Raw genomic sequence first — 16,638 nt, 5'->3', positions numbered from 1 at the left:
GTGGTGGGTAATAATGTGGTGTTGACTTTAGGCACACCAGTGACGGCAGGTCAAGCAGTAACAGTAGGCTATACCGATCCAACTGCGGGCAATGATGTCAATGCGATTCAGGATCTTGCAGGCAATGATGCAGCAACACTTCCAACCACTTCAGTAACCAATGATTCAACTGTACCAGATATCACACCGCCAGTTTTTGTGAGTGGTACTGTGGGAACTACAGGGACAGTATTAACATTAACTTACAACGAAGCACTAGATTCAGTTCATTTGCCAACAACCGGTAGTTTTGTAGTGATGGTTGGTGGTCAAGCCGTAACGGTGAGTAGCGTAGCAGTAGTTGGAAATAATGTTGTACTGACATTGGCGACAGCAATTGCAACAGGTCAAACGGTTAGAGTGGGCTACACTGATCCAACCATACTTAACGATGTTAATGCGATTCAAGATTTGGCAGGTAATGATGCGGCAACATTGAGCTTAACATCAGTAACAAATACTTCTCTGATTCCACCTGCACCAATTATTTTGAGTGCTCAAGATAATTTTGGGATAGCAGCTAATCTTTATTCAAATGATAGTACAGATGATACAACACCAACATTATTTGGTACTGCTCAAGCAAATAGTGTCGTAACGATTTATGTGGATGGTACACAAGTTGGAACGGTAAATGCAGATGTTAATGGTCATTGGAGCTATACGCCGACTCTGAGTATAGCAACACATACAATTACTGCTACAGCTAAAGATACTTTAGGAAATACAAGTATTAATAGCGATGCATTTGTAGTTAATGTAATTGCACCAATCACAGAATCGAATCCTACAGTTCTACTAAAACAAGGTGCATTGTTAGGATTGGTTGAAGCAAATGTTTTAGGTTTAATTAAGTTAGATAATCAACCGCTTGTCGCAATAGATGCAAACAATGATTTGAAAAAAGTAATTATTAATACAACTACTTTAATTAATTTAGGAAGTTGGACTTATTCTGATAATTTGGCAAAAATTTTAGGATTAACTGTAACTTCAACTGCATCGATCATTGGTGGTTCGGAAATAACAATCACAGCTGCAAATGGTGGGACTATAAGTAATGCAACAATGATTGAGTTTTTAGCAACTGTTCATAACTCACAACTGTTGGGGGTTGGATTAGGTACAACTACTTCAATAAAAGCATGGGATAGTCGTTCAGATTTATCCGTAGAGTCTGGGATAGGTTTTTCTAAAGTTGCTGTAAATAGTTTATTGGATATCAAATTACTCAGCGGAGCTGCATCCAATTATTACGATACTGCTCTTGGTTATGATCAAAGTTTAAATATAAATAACGTCCGAATATATGGTTCAGATAACGCTGAAACTATTAAGGGGGGAGCAGGAGATGACATACTTCGTGGTGGTGCTGGTAATGACATACTTATAGGAAATGCTGGTAATGATTGGTTAGAGGGTGGTAAAGGTAATGATACGCTAACAGGTGGTTCAGGATCTGATACAGCAGTTTATCGTTTGTTGGTCTCTAATGATGCGACTGGCGGAAATGGAACAGACACATGGACTGATTTCCATAAAGGGAATGTAAGCACAGATACCGAAGCTGATAAGATCGATATTAGAGGGTTACTAGACTATAATACGGTCAATATGGGTAATATCTCTCAATATGTCTTTACCACTTACGATGCTGTTAATAACAAAACTGTGGTACAAATTGACCGTGATGGTTCAGGTGGAACTTATGTAAAAACGGATCTTTTAATCCTAGAAAATGTCAATACAACACTTGAAGAGTTATTACAAAACCATCAGCTTATATTCTAATTGATGAAATACGAAAAACCCTAAGTTCGCTTAGGGTTTTTTATTGCCCAATATTTTTATAATCCACGTTATAATCAGAACATATTGAGTTTGAAAGTTTTATTTTCATTATGGTTTTTACACTTGCATCCGAAACATTTTTTGAAGAAGAAATCAAAAAAAGTCGATTTCAAGCCATTGCAGCGCCAGTTGAAAATGAACTACAGGTCAAAATGTTTTTGGAAAAGCATTTAGATCCTACAACCACGCATCAGTGCTGGGCATGGAAAATAGGGCACAATGTTCGCTTTAATGACGATGGAGAACCTTCAGGTACAGCAGGTCGCCCAATTCTTGCAACCATTGAAGGAAATGATCTCACCAATTCAATTGTACTGGTCAATCGGTGGTACGGTGGTATCAAGTTGGGTACAGGTGGCTTGGTTCGTGCTTATGGTGGCTGTGCAGGGCAATGTTTGGTCTTGGCTGAAAAAATAGAACTGATTGAAAAGAAAAAAATATATTTTCAATGTCAATTTAATGAGTGGGCAATATTTCAGTATGAATTAAACACACAACATATTGAATATAGTGAACAATATACTGCTGAAGGTGTCGAGGTCGAAGCATTGTTGCAAATACATCAACTCGATCCATTACGTTTAAAAATTCAAGATGTTACACGCGGACGTGAACAGCTTAAATTAATGGATGAAAGCAATGACTGAACAAGATCCATTATTAAAATATCGAGAACAGCATAAACATCGTTTAAATTATATGCCTTGGCTATATTATTCACTTAAGCCGAAAAATCGAATTTGGGCTGAACAGTGGCAGCAAGAATATCAAACATATTTAATGTCGATGGAAACTGTCGAAATCGGAGAAAATTGTTTTATATCTCCGCTTGCACATATCTTTGCTGAGCCAGGACGAAAAATTAGTATTGGAGACAATACCTTTATTGCAGCTGATTGTACCTTACATGGTCCTTTAGAAATTGGCAGTGAGGTTGCGATTAATCATCACTGCATTTTAGATGGAGGTCGTGCAGGGATTAAATTACATGACCAAGTACGAATTGCAGCCTATTGTCATCTCTACGCATTTGATCACGGTATGGCGTTGGACCAACCGATTTATCAACAAGCAGTAAGTTCTAAGGGCATTGAAATTGGTCAGGATGTTTGGTTGGGGGCACATGTTGGCATTAAGGATGGTGTTAAAATTGCCCCACATGCTGTGGTGGGTATGAATAGTATGGTAACTAAAAATATTACAGAACGAGAAATCGTCGCAGGCAATCCAGCGCAATTGATTCGTTACCGTGAATAACCGCACAATTTGTACAAATACATAATTAAATTATGGAATTAATTACATAAAGCTGTCCAAATTTATAAAAACTTATGCTAATTTAAAATTAAATAGACCCAAGGCGATATAGCCAAAGTGAGGTTAAAATGAACAGAGTAGTTGCTTGTATTGACTCTTCTCCCTGCATTAATGCATTGGCAGAAGCAGCAGCTTGGATTGCTCAGAAAACTGGTCGACAACTGGTTTTATTGCAAGTATTAGATTATTACCCTGCAAGTTATCATTTAGGGGAAATCAGTGGGGTAATCGGTTTTGAAAGTAATGCAATGTTACTCAAAGAGCTTGCAGAACTTGAGCAAAAACAAAGTGAATTAGCACTCGATTATAGTAATAATCTTCTTGAACATATTTCAGAAATGATTCAGGAAAAATATGGTATTACCCCTGGGCGAATTCAGGCGAAAGGCGATTTCCTTGAGCAAAGCTTTAATGAGTTGACTGAGGATGATATCGCAGTCATTGGTCGAGTCGGCGAACGTTCTGCTGAAAAAAATAAAATATTAGGAAGTAATGTAGAGAACTTCATACGTGGTGCTAAAAGTACGGTATTGACAGTAGGTCAAACTTTTAAACCACCAACACGTTTTATTTTTGCTTATGAACTTTCTGAAGCATGCCAAAAGATGCTGAAACGTGTAGAAAAAAGTGACTTATTAAAGCTTTTACAATGCCATTTACTTTATGTGGGAGATCATCCTGAAATCCTCAATGAACCCGCACAACGACTGAAAGATGCAGGTTTGGATGTGGTTGTAGAGTATCGTTATGGCGATGTCGCTGAAAATATTCTAGATTATCAAAACCAGCATCAAATCCAATTAATTGTATTAGGTGCATTTAGTCACAGTAAAATTCATCAATTTTTCCTGGGTAGTGTGACCACAACGATTTTTAGGAATTCGTCTGTTCCATTGTTGGTGACTAAATAATGAGAGTGAAAAATGTAATCATGAAAATAGCTTATTTTGAATATTGATTATATTTTTCTATCCAAGTTCCTGTGATTATCAAAATAGAAAAAAAGCCACGAATCAGAGAATTTATGGCTTTTTTCTATTAAAATTTTTTGAAGAAATCTTGTATTTTTAAAAGCAAGTGCTTTTGAATAGGCAATGAATTTAACTGGTTGAAAATTAATCTATTGTTAAAAAATATTATTTTTCATTGAGTTATTTGGTAATACATAAGTTATCCACAATTCTACAAACAAGTTCAGGGGATAACTTTAAGAAAAAATTCGTGATCTAAATTTCAGTAGAAAAGTTGCCAATAAAAAACCGCCATCATGAACTGGCGGTTTTCAGTTATTAAATTTGTTGCTAAGCTGAGTCTTTCAGTATTTATTTAACAAGTGCAATTGCAAACCCATCATGCCCTTTACTGCCTACTGTCTGTAAAGCTGTGCATGATAAAATTCTTGGATGATTGTGCATTGCTTCATACATCTCCCGAATGCCTTCAATGCTGGGTTTGACATTATTCGGATCTAGAATATCACCTGCACGAATCACATTATCCAAAACAATCACTGTACCTGAGCGTGAAAGCTTTAAGCTTAATTCTAAATATTCGGGATAACTTTGTTTATCTGCATCGATAAAAATAAAGTCAAAAGGCTCGGTATCTTCAGGTAGAGCCTTTAAAATATCAGCAGCACGCCCGCACTTTAATTCAACCGTTTGTTTAAGCTTTGCGAGATCAATATTTTCTTGACCTAAAGCTGCATGTGTATCACGTCCTTCGATTGTTAAAATATAACCATCCTCAGGTAATGCGCGAGCTAACCACATCGTGCTATATGCAGCAAAAGTCCCTAATTCTAAAATACGTTTACATTTGTTCATTTGAATCAGCATTTGCAATAGCATGCCTTGATTTGCCGCAACAGCAAGGTGGTCCGGAAAGCCTTTATCCGCAGTATTTTTTAATGTTTGAGTGAGGATTGGATCTTCAGGAATTAAATGTGATTCAATATAAGCATCGATGTCTGACCACATTTGTTGCATGTTCTACCACCTCATTGGATTGATTGGATTTGTGTTAGATGCATTTTAATGGTTTAGAAGAAGAGTGCAATTTTAATAAAAGCTTTTGGATTAAATTTGAGCATTCTCAATAGTGCTTATATTCAGTTCAAAAAATGAAAGAAAGTGAAACCTACTTATGTAAAGTAAAATAAGAAGTCATCAAGACCTCTTTTTTTAAAGTTAATATTCAATTGATCTATGCAGCGAGTATTTGACTAAATCCAGCTTTTCTTAGTAGCTTTCTATACATGCTTGAGCTGCGATCTGCTGGGAAGTGGGCTTCCATAGACAGGTCTAGAGGTAAATATTCGGGTTTCTGCGTTTCAACAATCAAGCGATCTTCTTCAAAAATCTTAAGGTTATATTCATAAGCATCTTCAATGGGTAAATCTTTATCATAATTACGACATATAGGAGCAAATAAGCGAGTACTTCGTGCTGTCATCGGTGAGGCTGCATTCATTATGACCTGTTTGCAATCGTTCGGAAAATGTATTGTGAGCGTTGCTGTAAACGGTAAATGAACTTCAAAATGACGTAACCATTGAAACCCTTCTTGTCCAAATTGATCTAAGCCAATCGGATAACGTCCAACATTACTGAGATAATCTGCACTGAAGCCATAATGGGTTTCTTGAGTGGTATAGTCAGCTACCTCAGGATGCTCTGGATCACCAAATGTATCAGCATGAACCCAGGCAAAATGAGCGACGTCAATAAATCCTTCCAATTGTCTGCCCGCAAAACATTTTAAATCGACTCGAGGGCAAACCAATTGTTGATATTCGGCTTGATCCCAATAAGGCATATTGGGAATGTTTGGGCTATCTTGTTCATCTGCCAATAAACAGCACCAGATTAATCCATATCGTTCTATGGTCGGGTAAGTTTTCAGATGAAAACGATCTGTTATTTTATGATCAGGATGGGCTGGAATACGATTGCATTTACCTTTCTCACCAAAGCGTAGACCATGATAACGGCAGACCACCCCTTGACCATCATACGTACCCCGACTTAACGGAACACCTCGATGTGGACAGGCATCCTTTGCAGCAACGATCTCATTATTGAGTCTGTAGATGACTAAAGGCATATCCAATAACATGGTGGCTTGAGGTTGTTCTGATATCTCACGAGCTAAAGCAATCGGATACCAATACTGTGCCAATATCAGCCAATCCTGTTGAGAAAAGGTCATATGGACAGGAAATTCTGAATGAAACAGGTATTCTGTGCGGCTATTCATATACAAATCTTCTGTTTAGAATTGATTTGAATATAAAAGAATGCAGTGTTGTTAGAAATTTCAATTATCTCGATCAATATCTGCAAAAATTAGAACAGTACTGTGCACAACCTCTAAAGAATCAGATCATCAAAAACATGCTAGTTGTAATAGGTTTTTAACATCTGACTGAAATTGAAGAAAAAAGAACTCAAAACTATGAGAGCAATAGAAAAGCTGCTACAGAAGAAGATTAATTTTTGATAATTCTGGGTACAGCTATTCATCAAAGGTAAATAATAGACATGATACATTGAACGTAATGTTTGCATGGTTAAGATAAACAGGCTGATAAAACTAAAACTGCTCACTATATTTTGAACAATAAAATATTGACTGATCTGTGACAATAACATGTAGATAATCAAACAGCTCATATAGATAATAAAAGTAATCATACTGGCTGACGCGACCATTTTCAGAAAGGTCTCATGCCATTCCTTACGGTTTAATGAAATCATTATTTGTTGCTCTTTTTTATTGATTGTAAGCTCTTTTGCACTAAAAAATAAGCTGCCTACGACATAAAATGTCGCTCAACTCTTACGGTGATAATCGAAGTTTTATGACATTCACATGAAATATTACAATTTGAATGGCATTATTTTAAATTTATAAAAATAAAATACAGTTTATTACATATTGAATTTTAAAGATTTTTAATAAAATCAAATGTGAATCATTAATTATCATAAAAGCGTCATAAAGCTGTAACTTATTTGTCATATTTTAAAATCAAAATGCAGTTATCCGAAAAGTACAACACAAGAAGAAGTGGCGTACTTCAAAATTGCAGTTTATTTAAGAGAGAAAAGAATGCGCATTAACCATATCGCACTTGCATTAGCAGTTTCAGGGGCAGCAGTGGCAGCAAACGCTCGTGATACCATCCAAATCGCTGGTTCTTCTACTGTACTTCCTTATGCAAGTATTGTTGCTGAAGAATTTGGTAATACTTTCCCTCAATTTAAAGCACCTGTAGTGGGTTCAGGCGGTAGTTCTGCTGGTCTTAAGCAGTTCTGTTCTGGTGTTGGCGATAACACAATTGATATCGCGAATGCTTCTCGTAAAATCAAAGATACTGAAATTGCAGCTTGTAAAAAAGCAGGCGTAAATAAAATCCAAGAAATTAAAATTGGTTATGACGGTATCGTTTTTGCATCAAATGCAAGCAAAGCAGCTTATAAATTACGTCCACAACACGTATTTGCAGCTTTAGCAGCTGAATTGCCATCAAATGGTAAATTGGTACCAAACCCGTATACACGTTGGAACCAAATTGATAAATCTCTACCAAACGAACCAATTACTTTAGTGGTTCCGGCATCTAACCATGGTACACGTGAAGTGTTCCAGGAGAAAATGGTTGAAGCAGGTTGCGAAACTTATGATTACTTCAAAAAGTTAGATAAAGATGCTCAGAAAAAAGCGTGTTCTAATTTCCGTAAAGACGGTAAAGTAATTGAAATCGCAGGTGATTATACAGAAACTCTAGCACGCTTAAAAACCTCTCCAAGTGCGGTAGGTGTGTTCGGTTTAGGTTTCTATGATCAAAACAAAGATAAACTACGTGTGGCAACAGTAAACAACGTTGTACCTTCTGAGCAGACAGTTCTTAATGGTACTTACCCTGTGTCGCGTCCTTTATACTTCTATGTGAAAGGTGAACATTTACAGTCTATTAAAGGTTTAAAAGAATATACTGAATACTTCTTAAACAAAAAAGTATCTGGTAAAGGTTCTAAATTAGACAAAGCTGGCTTGATCTCATTGTCAGACTCTGAGCGTGCAAAAGTACTTGCTGGTTTCAAAGCTGGTAAATAATAAAACCGTAATCATGGAGCTGATGGTGGGAGACTACCATCGGCTTTCATTGCTAAGCAGAGTTTTTTCAAATAATTAGGATTGAAAAAACGGTGGAGAATACATGAATCTGCTACTCATTGGCGTGTTATTAGCTTTAATTGCTATCGCATATCAAATTGGGCTACGAAAAAGCCGAAGCCTAGCAGGTAAGGGAAATAACACTGCAGTTTTACATTCACGTCCTGGCTATTATGGTTCTTTGGTAGCGTTGTGGTGCGGAATCCCAGCTTTTTTAATTTTAATTGTTTGGAACTTGGTAGAGCCGAGCGTTTTACAGCATTTAATTCTAAAGAATGTTCCAGCAAATGTTGCTGCATCTCTTGATACAGCAGGAGTAGATGTACTTGTAGATCGTATCAAGGCAATTGCCTCAGGTTTTGGCGTAACAGATACACCCGCTGCTTATGAAGTTGCAGCTGCAGAACAATTAGCCAAATTTGAAAGAATCAGTTCTTTTGCGAAATTTGCTGTTGTTGTCTGTGCAGCCATCTTAGGTTTAGTGTGGGCAAGAAAAAGAATTAGCCAACAATTTCGTGCACGTAATGAAGTTGAAAAAACCATTAATGTTATTTTGATTTTATGCTCTGGTGTTGCAATTCTTACGACAGTAGGGATCGTAATGTCAATGTTCAGTGAAGCAATGCATTTTTTCCATTTTGTCAGTCCAATTGACTTCTTCTTTGGTACAGAGTGGAATCCAGGTTTCAGTACTTCAGGAAATGCTGAAGGCAGTTATGGTCTGCTGCCATTACTGTGGGGCACACTCATGGTCAGTGGTATCGCTCTGTTGGTTGCTGTTCCATTAGGTTTAATGATTGCAATTTATCTTGCTGAGTACGCATCACCTAGATTCCGTGCATGGGCTAAACCCACGATTGAGGTGCTGGCAGGTATCCCAACCATCGTTTATGGCGTATTTGCTATGATGGTGATTGGTCCAATTTTTAAATCAATTGGTGATTCAATTGGGATTGAAGTGAATGCAACAAGTGCGCTTACTGCTGGTTTTGCAATGGGAATCATGATTATCCCATTTGTATCTTCACTCTCGGATGACATTATCACTCAAGTCCCTAGAGCATTACGTGATGGTTCTTTAGGTTTGGGAGCGACCAAATCTGAAACAATACGCCAAGTGGTGCTTCCTGCGGCTTTGCCTGGGATTACAGGTGCATTCTTGCTTGCTGTATCACGTGCGATTGGTGAAACCATGATCGTTGTACTTGCAGCTGGAAACAGTCCTTTGCTACATATCAATCCACTTGAAGCTGTTTCTACGGTAACCGTAACGATTGTTAAGCAGTTAACTGGCGATACCGATTTTGCAAGCCCGCAGGCATTGGTTGCCTTTGCACTGGGTCTAACGCTATTCACTATTACATTGTGTTTAAATATTGTTGCACTTTACATCGTGCGTAAATACCGTGAGCAATACGAATGAGTACATCAAATACATCTCCAGTGGATCAAAATGTATTTGATCCTCAAGCTGCCGCAGAACTACGTGAAAAGCGTAAAGCTAAAATCGCAAGTTCATTGTCGAAGCGTCACCGTAAAGAAAAAACATTCCGTTTCGCTGGTTTTACTGCGGTAATTATTGGTCTGGCTTTTGTTGCGATTTTATTTGGAAGTATCTTATATAAAGGTCTTCCGGCTTTTTGGCAGGCAAGTATGACTGTGCCTGTCTATTTTGATCCAAAAGTGATTGATGCCGGTCCGAAACCAACACAAAAAGTAGGTGAGTCTCCAGCGGTGTTCCAAGAGCGCTATGTAGACTGGCAAACTAAAATGGGTATGGTGGATTGGGATGCGCTGATTGTGAATGGCATCATTTCAAAAGATCCTTCGCTAGAAAGCCGTCGTGATGATCTTTCAAGCCTTTATACCAGCTCAGAAGCATATCGTATTCGTGATATGGTATTTAAAGATCCATCTTTGGTTGGTAAGAAAGTTGAATTGAATTTCCTTGCAGATGCGAATATTGATGTTTGGTTGGCAGGGCATATTGATCGTTCGTTGCCAGATGATCAACAACAGTTGAGTCCGGAAGTACGTAAACTATCCGATGATTTGGCTGCCAAAGGCATTATCAATCGTACTTTCAACACGCAGATGTTTACCAATCCGGATTCACGTAGTTCTCCGGCAACAGCTGGTTTAGCAGGTGCATTCATGGGTTCACTATTCATGATGCTGATTGTGATTGTGATCTCTATTCCATTGGGTGTTGCAAGTGCGATTTATCTAGAGGAATTTGCGCCAAAGAACTTTATTACAGACATTATAGAAGTCAACATTAATAACCTTGCAGCAGTGCCATCCATTGTGTTTGGTTTACTGGGCGCAGCGATCTTTATCGGTTGGATGCATCTGCCTATATCGGCACCTCTTGTCGGTGGTTTGGTACTCAGTTTAATGACCTTGCCAACCGTCATTATTACCACACGTGCTTCACTTAAAGCCGTACCCCCATCGATTCGTCAAGCGGCATTGGGTATAGGTGCTTCGCGTCTGCAAACCGTATTTCATCATGTACTTCCTCTGGCATTACCGGGAATTATGACAGGTGCAATTATTGGTATCGCGCATGCCTTGGGTGAAACTGCACCACTGTTACTAATCGGTATGAGTGCCTTTGTTGCTAATATTCCAGTATCTCCACTCGATCAATCTACAGCTTTACCTGTTCAAGTTTACTTATGGCAAGGTAATGAATTGCGCAACTTCTTTGAAGGTCGTACCGCAGCTGCAATCATCGTGTTATTGGCACTGATGGTGGGTTTAAACAGCTTTGCAATTTGGTTACGTAAGAAATTTGAAGTTCGTTGGTAAAAGAGGGCAGAATAGATGAATACTGTAGAAACTAAAAATTCCTTAAAACAGGATACAACCGTGAATTCTGAACAATCTCAATTTACATCCACTGAGCATCAACAAAAGCAAGCAAATACATCTTTTGTTTCTCAGTTTGAATCTTCAACACCGAAGAAAGACAAAAATACGACAGTTAAACTTAGTGCTGAAGATGTACATGTTTACTATGGTGAATCAGAAGCGATTAAAGGTATTGACCTTCAGGTTTATGAAAATGAAGTGATTGCATTTATTGGTCCATCAGGTTGCGGTAAATCAACATTTTTACGTACTTTGAATCGTATGAATGATACGATTGATAGCTGTCGCGTGACGGGTAAAGTACGCTTAGATAACCAAGACATCTATGATCCAAATCTTGATGTTGTGCTGTTACGTGCTCAAGTCGGTATGGTTTTCCAGAAACCCAACCCATTCCCAAAATCAATTTTTGATAATGTTGCTTATGGTCCAAAACTACATGGTTTGGCCAAAGATAAGTACGATTTGGAAGAAATTGTTGAAAACAGTTTGCGTAAGGCAGGTCTGTGGGATGAGGTCAAAGATCGATTAAGTCAACCAGGTACAGGTCTTTCTGGTGGTCAGCAACAGCGTCTGTGTATCGCACGTACCATTGCTGTAAGCCCTGAAGTTATCTTAATGGATGAACCTTGTTCAGCATTGGACCCAATTGCGACAGCAAAAGTGGAAGAGCTGATTTCTGAGCTCTCTACGCAATACACCATTGCAATCGTAACCCACTCAATGCAGCAGGCAGCGCGTGTTTCTGATCGAACTGCATACTTTCACTTGGGTGACTTGATTGAAGTGAATTCCACTGAGAAAGTATTTACACAACCCGATCATCAATTGACTGAAGCCTATATCACAGGTCGTTTTGGTTAAATTGAGCGATGTAATAAAAAAAGAGCCTTAAGGCTCTTTTTTTATGGGGATTTTTAATTAATCGATTGGATCTTCACGGTGTTGTTCTACCGCTTTTTCATCATAATGGGACTTTGGTGGATGAGCGAATGCTGCAGCCAATTTTTCCTTATCTAAAGCATTGTCCCAACGTGCTACAACGATTGTTGCGCAAGCGTTACCGACTAAATTTGTCAGCGCACGACACTCGGACATAAAGCGGTCGATACCTAGGATTAAAGCCATACCTGCTACTGGAACCGCTGGAACAACAGACAATGTAGCAGCCAATGTAATAAAGCCTGCACCCGTTACGCCAGCAGCACCTTTCGAACTGAGCATTGCAACAAGTAACAATAGGATCTGATCTTGGATGCTCAAATCAATATTACATGCCTGTGCGATAAATAGTGCAGCCATCGTCATGTAAATATTGGTACCATCCAGATTGAATGAGTAGCCTGTTGGGACCACAAGTCCAACTACAGATTTTTCACAACCTGCTTTTTCCATTTTACGCATCAGTGAGGGAAGTGCTGCTTCAGAAGAACTTGTTCCGAGAACCAGCCATAATTCATCTTTGATATAACGAATCAGATCTGTAATTTTAAACCCGTTATAACGTGCGACTGCGCCTAAAATCACTAAAATAAACAGTAAAGCGGTAATGTAGAAGGTCATGATTAAAAGTAAAAGATTACCAATACTTTCAATCCCATACTTACCAATTGTAAATGCCATAGCGCCGAATGCACCAATTGGAGCAAACTTCATTAGCATGCCAACCAAGTGGAAGACTGGTGCTGTTAAGTTGTTTAAAAAATCAACAATAGGTTGACCTTTTTCACCCACTGCGGCAAGAGACAAGCCAAATAATACTGCAACAAAAAGGACTTGCAGAATGTCACCACTGGTGAGAGGGCTAAGAATGGTGGTTGGGAGAATATTCATCAAGAAATCAACGATTGAAGCATCGTGAGCTTTCTCAGCGTATTCAGCCACTTTGTCTGATTTTAATGTGGTTGGATCAATATTTAAACCATGTCCAGGTTGAATAATATTGGCAACAATCATGCCCACAATTAATGCCAGCGTGGAAAATGTTATGAAGTAAAGCATCGCTTTACCAGTAACACGACCGACAGTTCCCATATGTTTCATGCCTGAAATTCCCGTGACTACTGTCAGAAAAATTACAGGCGCAATAATCATTTTAACCAATTTAATGAATGCATCACCCAAAGGTTTTAAACTCGCACCAATATCAGGCCAAAAGTGCCCTAAAAGGATACCAAGTACGATAGCAAAAATGACTTGAACATATAGGATTTGATAAAACTTTTGCTTTTTAGGTGGTAGGTGTTCATCGTGTGAAGAGATATCCATACTCATTCCTTATCCTTGATGTTGATAAAATTCAACATTTCCTAAAGAAATGATTGTAAAATAATCATAAAATTAAAAAATGCAATTCTCTTTTTAACGTGTTGATTTTAAATAAATTAATTAAAATAACAAATATGTTATTTGAATAAAAAAATGTGATAAATATCAAATTATAATTATAATAAATACTTGGTATTTTATTTTTATATGATATTGCCGGAAAAATCATGTCTATGTTTTTTTTGTGAATTTGTCCTACAAAAATTGGCAGAAAGTTATACAAATTGAGTTTAAAAGAATCGCAAGCGATATAAGTCTCTTTTTCATTAAATTAATCATCTTTTATTTAGACGTAAAAACTATTAATTAATTGTAAATAAATAGATGTCAAAATACCCTAATTATTGGGCGCAGCTGATTAAATATAAAAAAAATATATACGTTTTATAACTAATTATTTTGTGTTGTTGGTTTGGTCTAAGTCATTTGGAAAATCCACGCTGTTTTTTTACATGGATTTTTAAACTTGGATCTGTATTAAGAAAATCATCAGGGCGAAGTAAAGTAAATTGAGATTTGTCGAATTTTTCAAAATATATATTGAAATTTATCCAATCCGTCCGCATCTTAATGGAAAAGCATTTCTTCAGATATTCGAGATTATAAATTCTATGTTATTTCATTTACCTAAAGTTCCCGCAGAAATTCGTATCAGTCATCTAAATGCACGAATCAATGAACAAAGAAAAAAAATTGCTCAATCGACTGCATCTAAGCTTGAGCTTTTACAATTGACTCAACAACTGGTCAAAGAGTCACGAGTACGTAAAAAGAATAATCAAAAAATTTATGTTTTGGATTTCAAAGGTGATGTGCAGGCATCTGCTGTAGAAAACCTACGTGAAGAAATCACCTTGATTTTAGCAACAGCAAAAGCTGGGCGAGATCGTGTTTTGGTTCGTTTGGAAAGTCCTGGCGGGATGGTACATGGTTATGGCTTGGCAGCCGCTCAACTGGTTCGTTTACGTGATGCCGGTTTTCACTTGACCATTTGCGTAGACAAAGTTGCTGCCAGCGGTGGTTATATGATGGCGTGTATTGCCAGTGAAATCGTTTCAGCACCCTTTGCGGTGGTCGGTTCGATTGGTGTGGTTGCGCAAGTGCCTAATTTTAATCGTCTGTTAAAAGAGCATCATGTTGATTTTGAACTTTATACCGCAGGGCAATTTAAGCGTACTGTGACCATGTTTGGTGAGAATACGCCAGAAGGCAAGGCTAAATTTGAAGAAGAATTGCAGCAAACTCACCAGTTATTTAAACATTTTGTGGAAAAATATCGTCCGCAACTGAATGTGGAAAAAGTTGCAACGGGTGAACATTGGTATGGTGAAGATGCACGTGATTTGAACTTGGTCGACAAGTTACAGACTTCTGATGAATATTTGCTTAGTTTACTCCCACAACACGATGTTTATGTGATTCAAACACGCCGTAAACCGACATTGGGGGAAAAACTTGGTTTACAAGCAGCACAAATGGCTGATGCTTTCATACCGTCTGTTGTGGGTAAGCTTGTTAATGAAGTGACTAAATTGAATTCATCTTTACCGATGTTTAGAGGCAACAAGTTCTAATATCGCATTTTATTCACTTAAGAAAAAAGTGAGTTTGCAAGTGGTTTATATCAAAGAGCAATTGATTTTAATCAATTGCTCTTTGTTTATTTCAGGATTTAAAAATAAGGATTGGCAAAACTGCCAAAAAAAAATGACCTCATGTGGTCATGACAAGCATCGAAAAAATGATTAGGATGCTAGAGATCATAAAATCAAGAATTCAGATTGAAAGGAATGTAAAAATGTTGGCATATGATGCAGATTTAGAACTTTTTCGTGATAACTTCAAACGCTTTATGGCTGAACATGTTGCGCCATTTTATGAGCAATGGGAAAAAGAAGGTTTAATGCCGCGTTCAGTCTGGTCTTTACTGGGTGAAAATGGTTACCTTTGTGTAGACGTTCCTGAGCAATATGGCGGCTATGGTGTGCCAACTGAATATTCACTGATGTTGGTTGAAGAGTCTGCACGCGCAGGTTATGGTGCATTATCAACAGCAATTTCTTGCCATTCTGAAATCGCAGCGCCATATATTTTGCATATTGCCAATGAAGAACAAAAACAGTATTGGTTACCAAAAATGGTTGCCGGTGAAGTAGTTGGTGCTATTGGCATGACTGAACCAGGCGCAGGTTCGGACTTGCAAGGGATGCGCAGTAGCGCAATTTTGAATGGTGACCATTATGTCTTAAATGGTTCTAAAACCTTTATTTCAAATGGGCAACATGCAGATCTAGTCGTACTGGCAGCAAAAACTGATCCGCAAGCACGTGCAAAAGGCGTTTCTCTGCTGTTGGTTGATACACATTTGGAAGGTTTTAAAAAGGGAACCAATTTAGATAAAATTGGATTACATTCCCAAGATACCTCCGAGTTATTCTTTGATAATGTAAAAGTTCCTGCCAATCAGTTGTTGGGCAATGCTGGGCAAGGTTTTGCATATCTGATGCAGGAGCTTCCACGTGAACGTACAGCGATTGCTGCAACAGCTTTGGGTGCGATTCGTGGAGCGATTGATGTAACAACTCAGTATGTGCAAGAGCGTCAGGCGTTTGGTCAAAAAATTGGCAGTTTTCAAAATACTCGATTTGTTCTTGCCCAAGCCAAAATTGACGAACTGGCAACCGCAGCATTCTATAATCAGAATTTAGCATTATATAAAGACAATAAATTGGATGTAGAAACTGCGGCAGCTTTGAAAAGTTTCAGTACCGATATGCAAATGAAAATTATTGATAGTTTGCTACAACTCTTTGGCGGTTATGGCTATATGACGGAATATCCAATTTCTCGTTTCTTTGTCGATGCGCGTATTCAGCGTATTTATGGAGGGACAAATGAGATTATGAAAGAAATCGTCGCTCGCGGAATCATTGGTCGTTAATTCTTTTAAGAAAAATAAACATATACGCTGTTCGTACTTAAGAGAGTATGGACAGTATTACTGTTGTTTATGTTGGGAGGCTAGATACGCTCTGTACCCATCTA

At 38.0% G+C, this 16,638-nt stretch carries 13 protein-coding genes; 10 read left to right on the top strand and 3 right to left on the bottom strand.

Translation table 11 applies throughout. The features are described 5' to 3' along the window. The 4 genes from IMO47_RS19860 to IMO47_RS06710 all read left to right on the top strand — a co-directional run. On the top strand, positions 1-1,830 hold a 1,830-nt coding region (locus IMO47_RS19860), incomplete at its 5' end, for a SwmB domain-containing protein (RefSeq protein ID WP_196077832.1). 110 nt (positions 1,831-1,940) lie between these two features. Beyond that, positions 1,941-2,537, top strand: a complete 597-nt coding sequence (locus IMO47_RS06720; RefSeq protein ID WP_196076972.1) for a YigZ family protein — start codon at positions 1,941-1,943, stop codon at positions 2,535-2,537. Beyond that, entirely contained in the window at positions 2,530-3,147 is a 618-nt protein-coding gene (locus IMO47_RS06715) for an acyltransferase (protein ID WP_196076973.1), read from the top strand. Before IMO47_RS06720 ends, IMO47_RS06715 begins: the two co-directional genes overlap by 8 nt. A 128-nt stretch (positions 3,148-3,275) precedes the next feature. Next, entirely contained in the window at positions 3,276-4,118 is an 843-nt protein-coding gene (locus IMO47_RS06710) for a universal stress protein (RefSeq protein WP_196076974.1), read from the top strand. Between the two features lie 411 nt (positions 4,119-4,529). On the opposite strand, the gene IMO47_RS06705 is transcribed toward IMO47_RS06710, so the two are convergent. Together IMO47_RS06705 and IMO47_RS06700 are read right to left on the bottom strand one after the other, a co-directional pair. Further along, a complete protein-coding gene (locus IMO47_RS06705) occupies positions 4,530-5,195 on the bottom strand; it encodes an O-methyltransferase (RefSeq protein ID WP_196076888.1) in 666 nt (221 codons plus the stop codon). 217 nt (positions 5,196-5,412) lie between these two features. Continuing rightward, the gene (locus IMO47_RS06700; RefSeq protein WP_196076886.1) at positions 5,413-6,465 is read right to left on the bottom strand and encodes an aromatic ring-hydroxylating dioxygenase subunit alpha; all 1,053 of its coding nucleotides are present in this window, start codon (positions 6,463-6,465) and stop codon (positions 5,413-5,415) included. Between the two features lie 855 nt (positions 6,466-7,320). On the opposite strand from IMO47_RS06700, the gene IMO47_RS06695 reads away from it, so the two are divergent. From IMO47_RS06695 to pstB, 4 genes are all read left to right on the top strand, one after another. After that, the gene (locus IMO47_RS06695) at positions 7,321-8,328 is read left to right on the top strand and encodes a substrate-binding domain-containing protein (protein ID WP_196076746.1); all 1,008 of its coding nucleotides are present in this window, start codon (positions 7,321-7,323) and stop codon (positions 8,326-8,328) included. Between the two features lie 103 nt (positions 8,329-8,431). Further along, entirely contained in the window at positions 8,432-9,811 is a 1,380-nt protein-coding gene (gene pstC, locus IMO47_RS06690; protein ID WP_196076747.1) for a phosphate ABC transporter permease subunit PstC, read from the top strand. After that, a complete protein-coding gene (gene pstA / locus IMO47_RS06685) occupies positions 9,808-11,202 on the top strand; it encodes a phosphate ABC transporter permease PstA (RefSeq protein WP_196076749.1) in 1,395 nt (464 codons plus the stop codon). The genes pstC and pstA overlap by 4 nt, the downstream gene beginning before the upstream one ends. 15 nt (positions 11,203-11,217) lie before the next feature. Next, on the top strand, positions 11,218-12,129 hold the full coding sequence (gene pstB / locus IMO47_RS06680) for a phosphate ABC transporter ATP-binding protein PstB (protein ID WP_196076750.1): 912 nt from the start codon (positions 11,218-11,220) through the stop codon (positions 12,127-12,129). 57 nt (positions 12,130-12,186) lie between these two features. On the opposite strand, the gene IMO47_RS06675 is transcribed toward pstB, so the two are convergent. Continuing rightward, positions 12,187-13,533 (bottom strand): dicarboxylate/amino acid:cation symporter, encoded by a 1,347-nt coding sequence (locus IMO47_RS06675; protein WP_196076751.1) that lies wholly within the window; start codon positions 13,531-13,533, stop codon positions 12,187-12,189. A 671-nt stretch (positions 13,534-14,204) separates the two neighbouring features. Here IMO47_RS06675 and sohB point away from each other — a divergent pair. After that, the gene (gene sohB / locus IMO47_RS06670) at positions 14,205-15,167 is read left to right on the top strand and encodes a protease SohB (protein ID WP_196076416.1); all 963 of its coding nucleotides are present in this window, start codon (positions 14,205-14,207) and stop codon (positions 15,165-15,167) included. A 224-nt stretch (positions 15,168-15,391) separates the two neighbouring features. After that, positions 15,392-16,534 carry an acyl-CoA dehydrogenase family protein gene (locus IMO47_RS06665; RefSeq protein WP_196076417.1) on the top strand — a complete coding sequence of 381 codons (1,143 nt, stop codon included), beginning with the start codon at positions 15,392-15,394 and terminating at the stop codon, positions 16,532-16,534. Positions 16,535-16,638: the final 104 nt, after the last annotated feature.

Source organism: Acinetobacter sp. Res13-Abat-PEC15-P4-01 (assembly GCF_015676285.1).
Classification (GTDB): Bacteria; Pseudomonadota; Gammaproteobacteria; order Pseudomonadales; family Moraxellaceae; genus Acinetobacter; species Acinetobacter nematophilus.
Note: the sequence above shows the minus strand (reverse complement) of the source record. Positions and strands in the feature narration are given on the sequence as shown.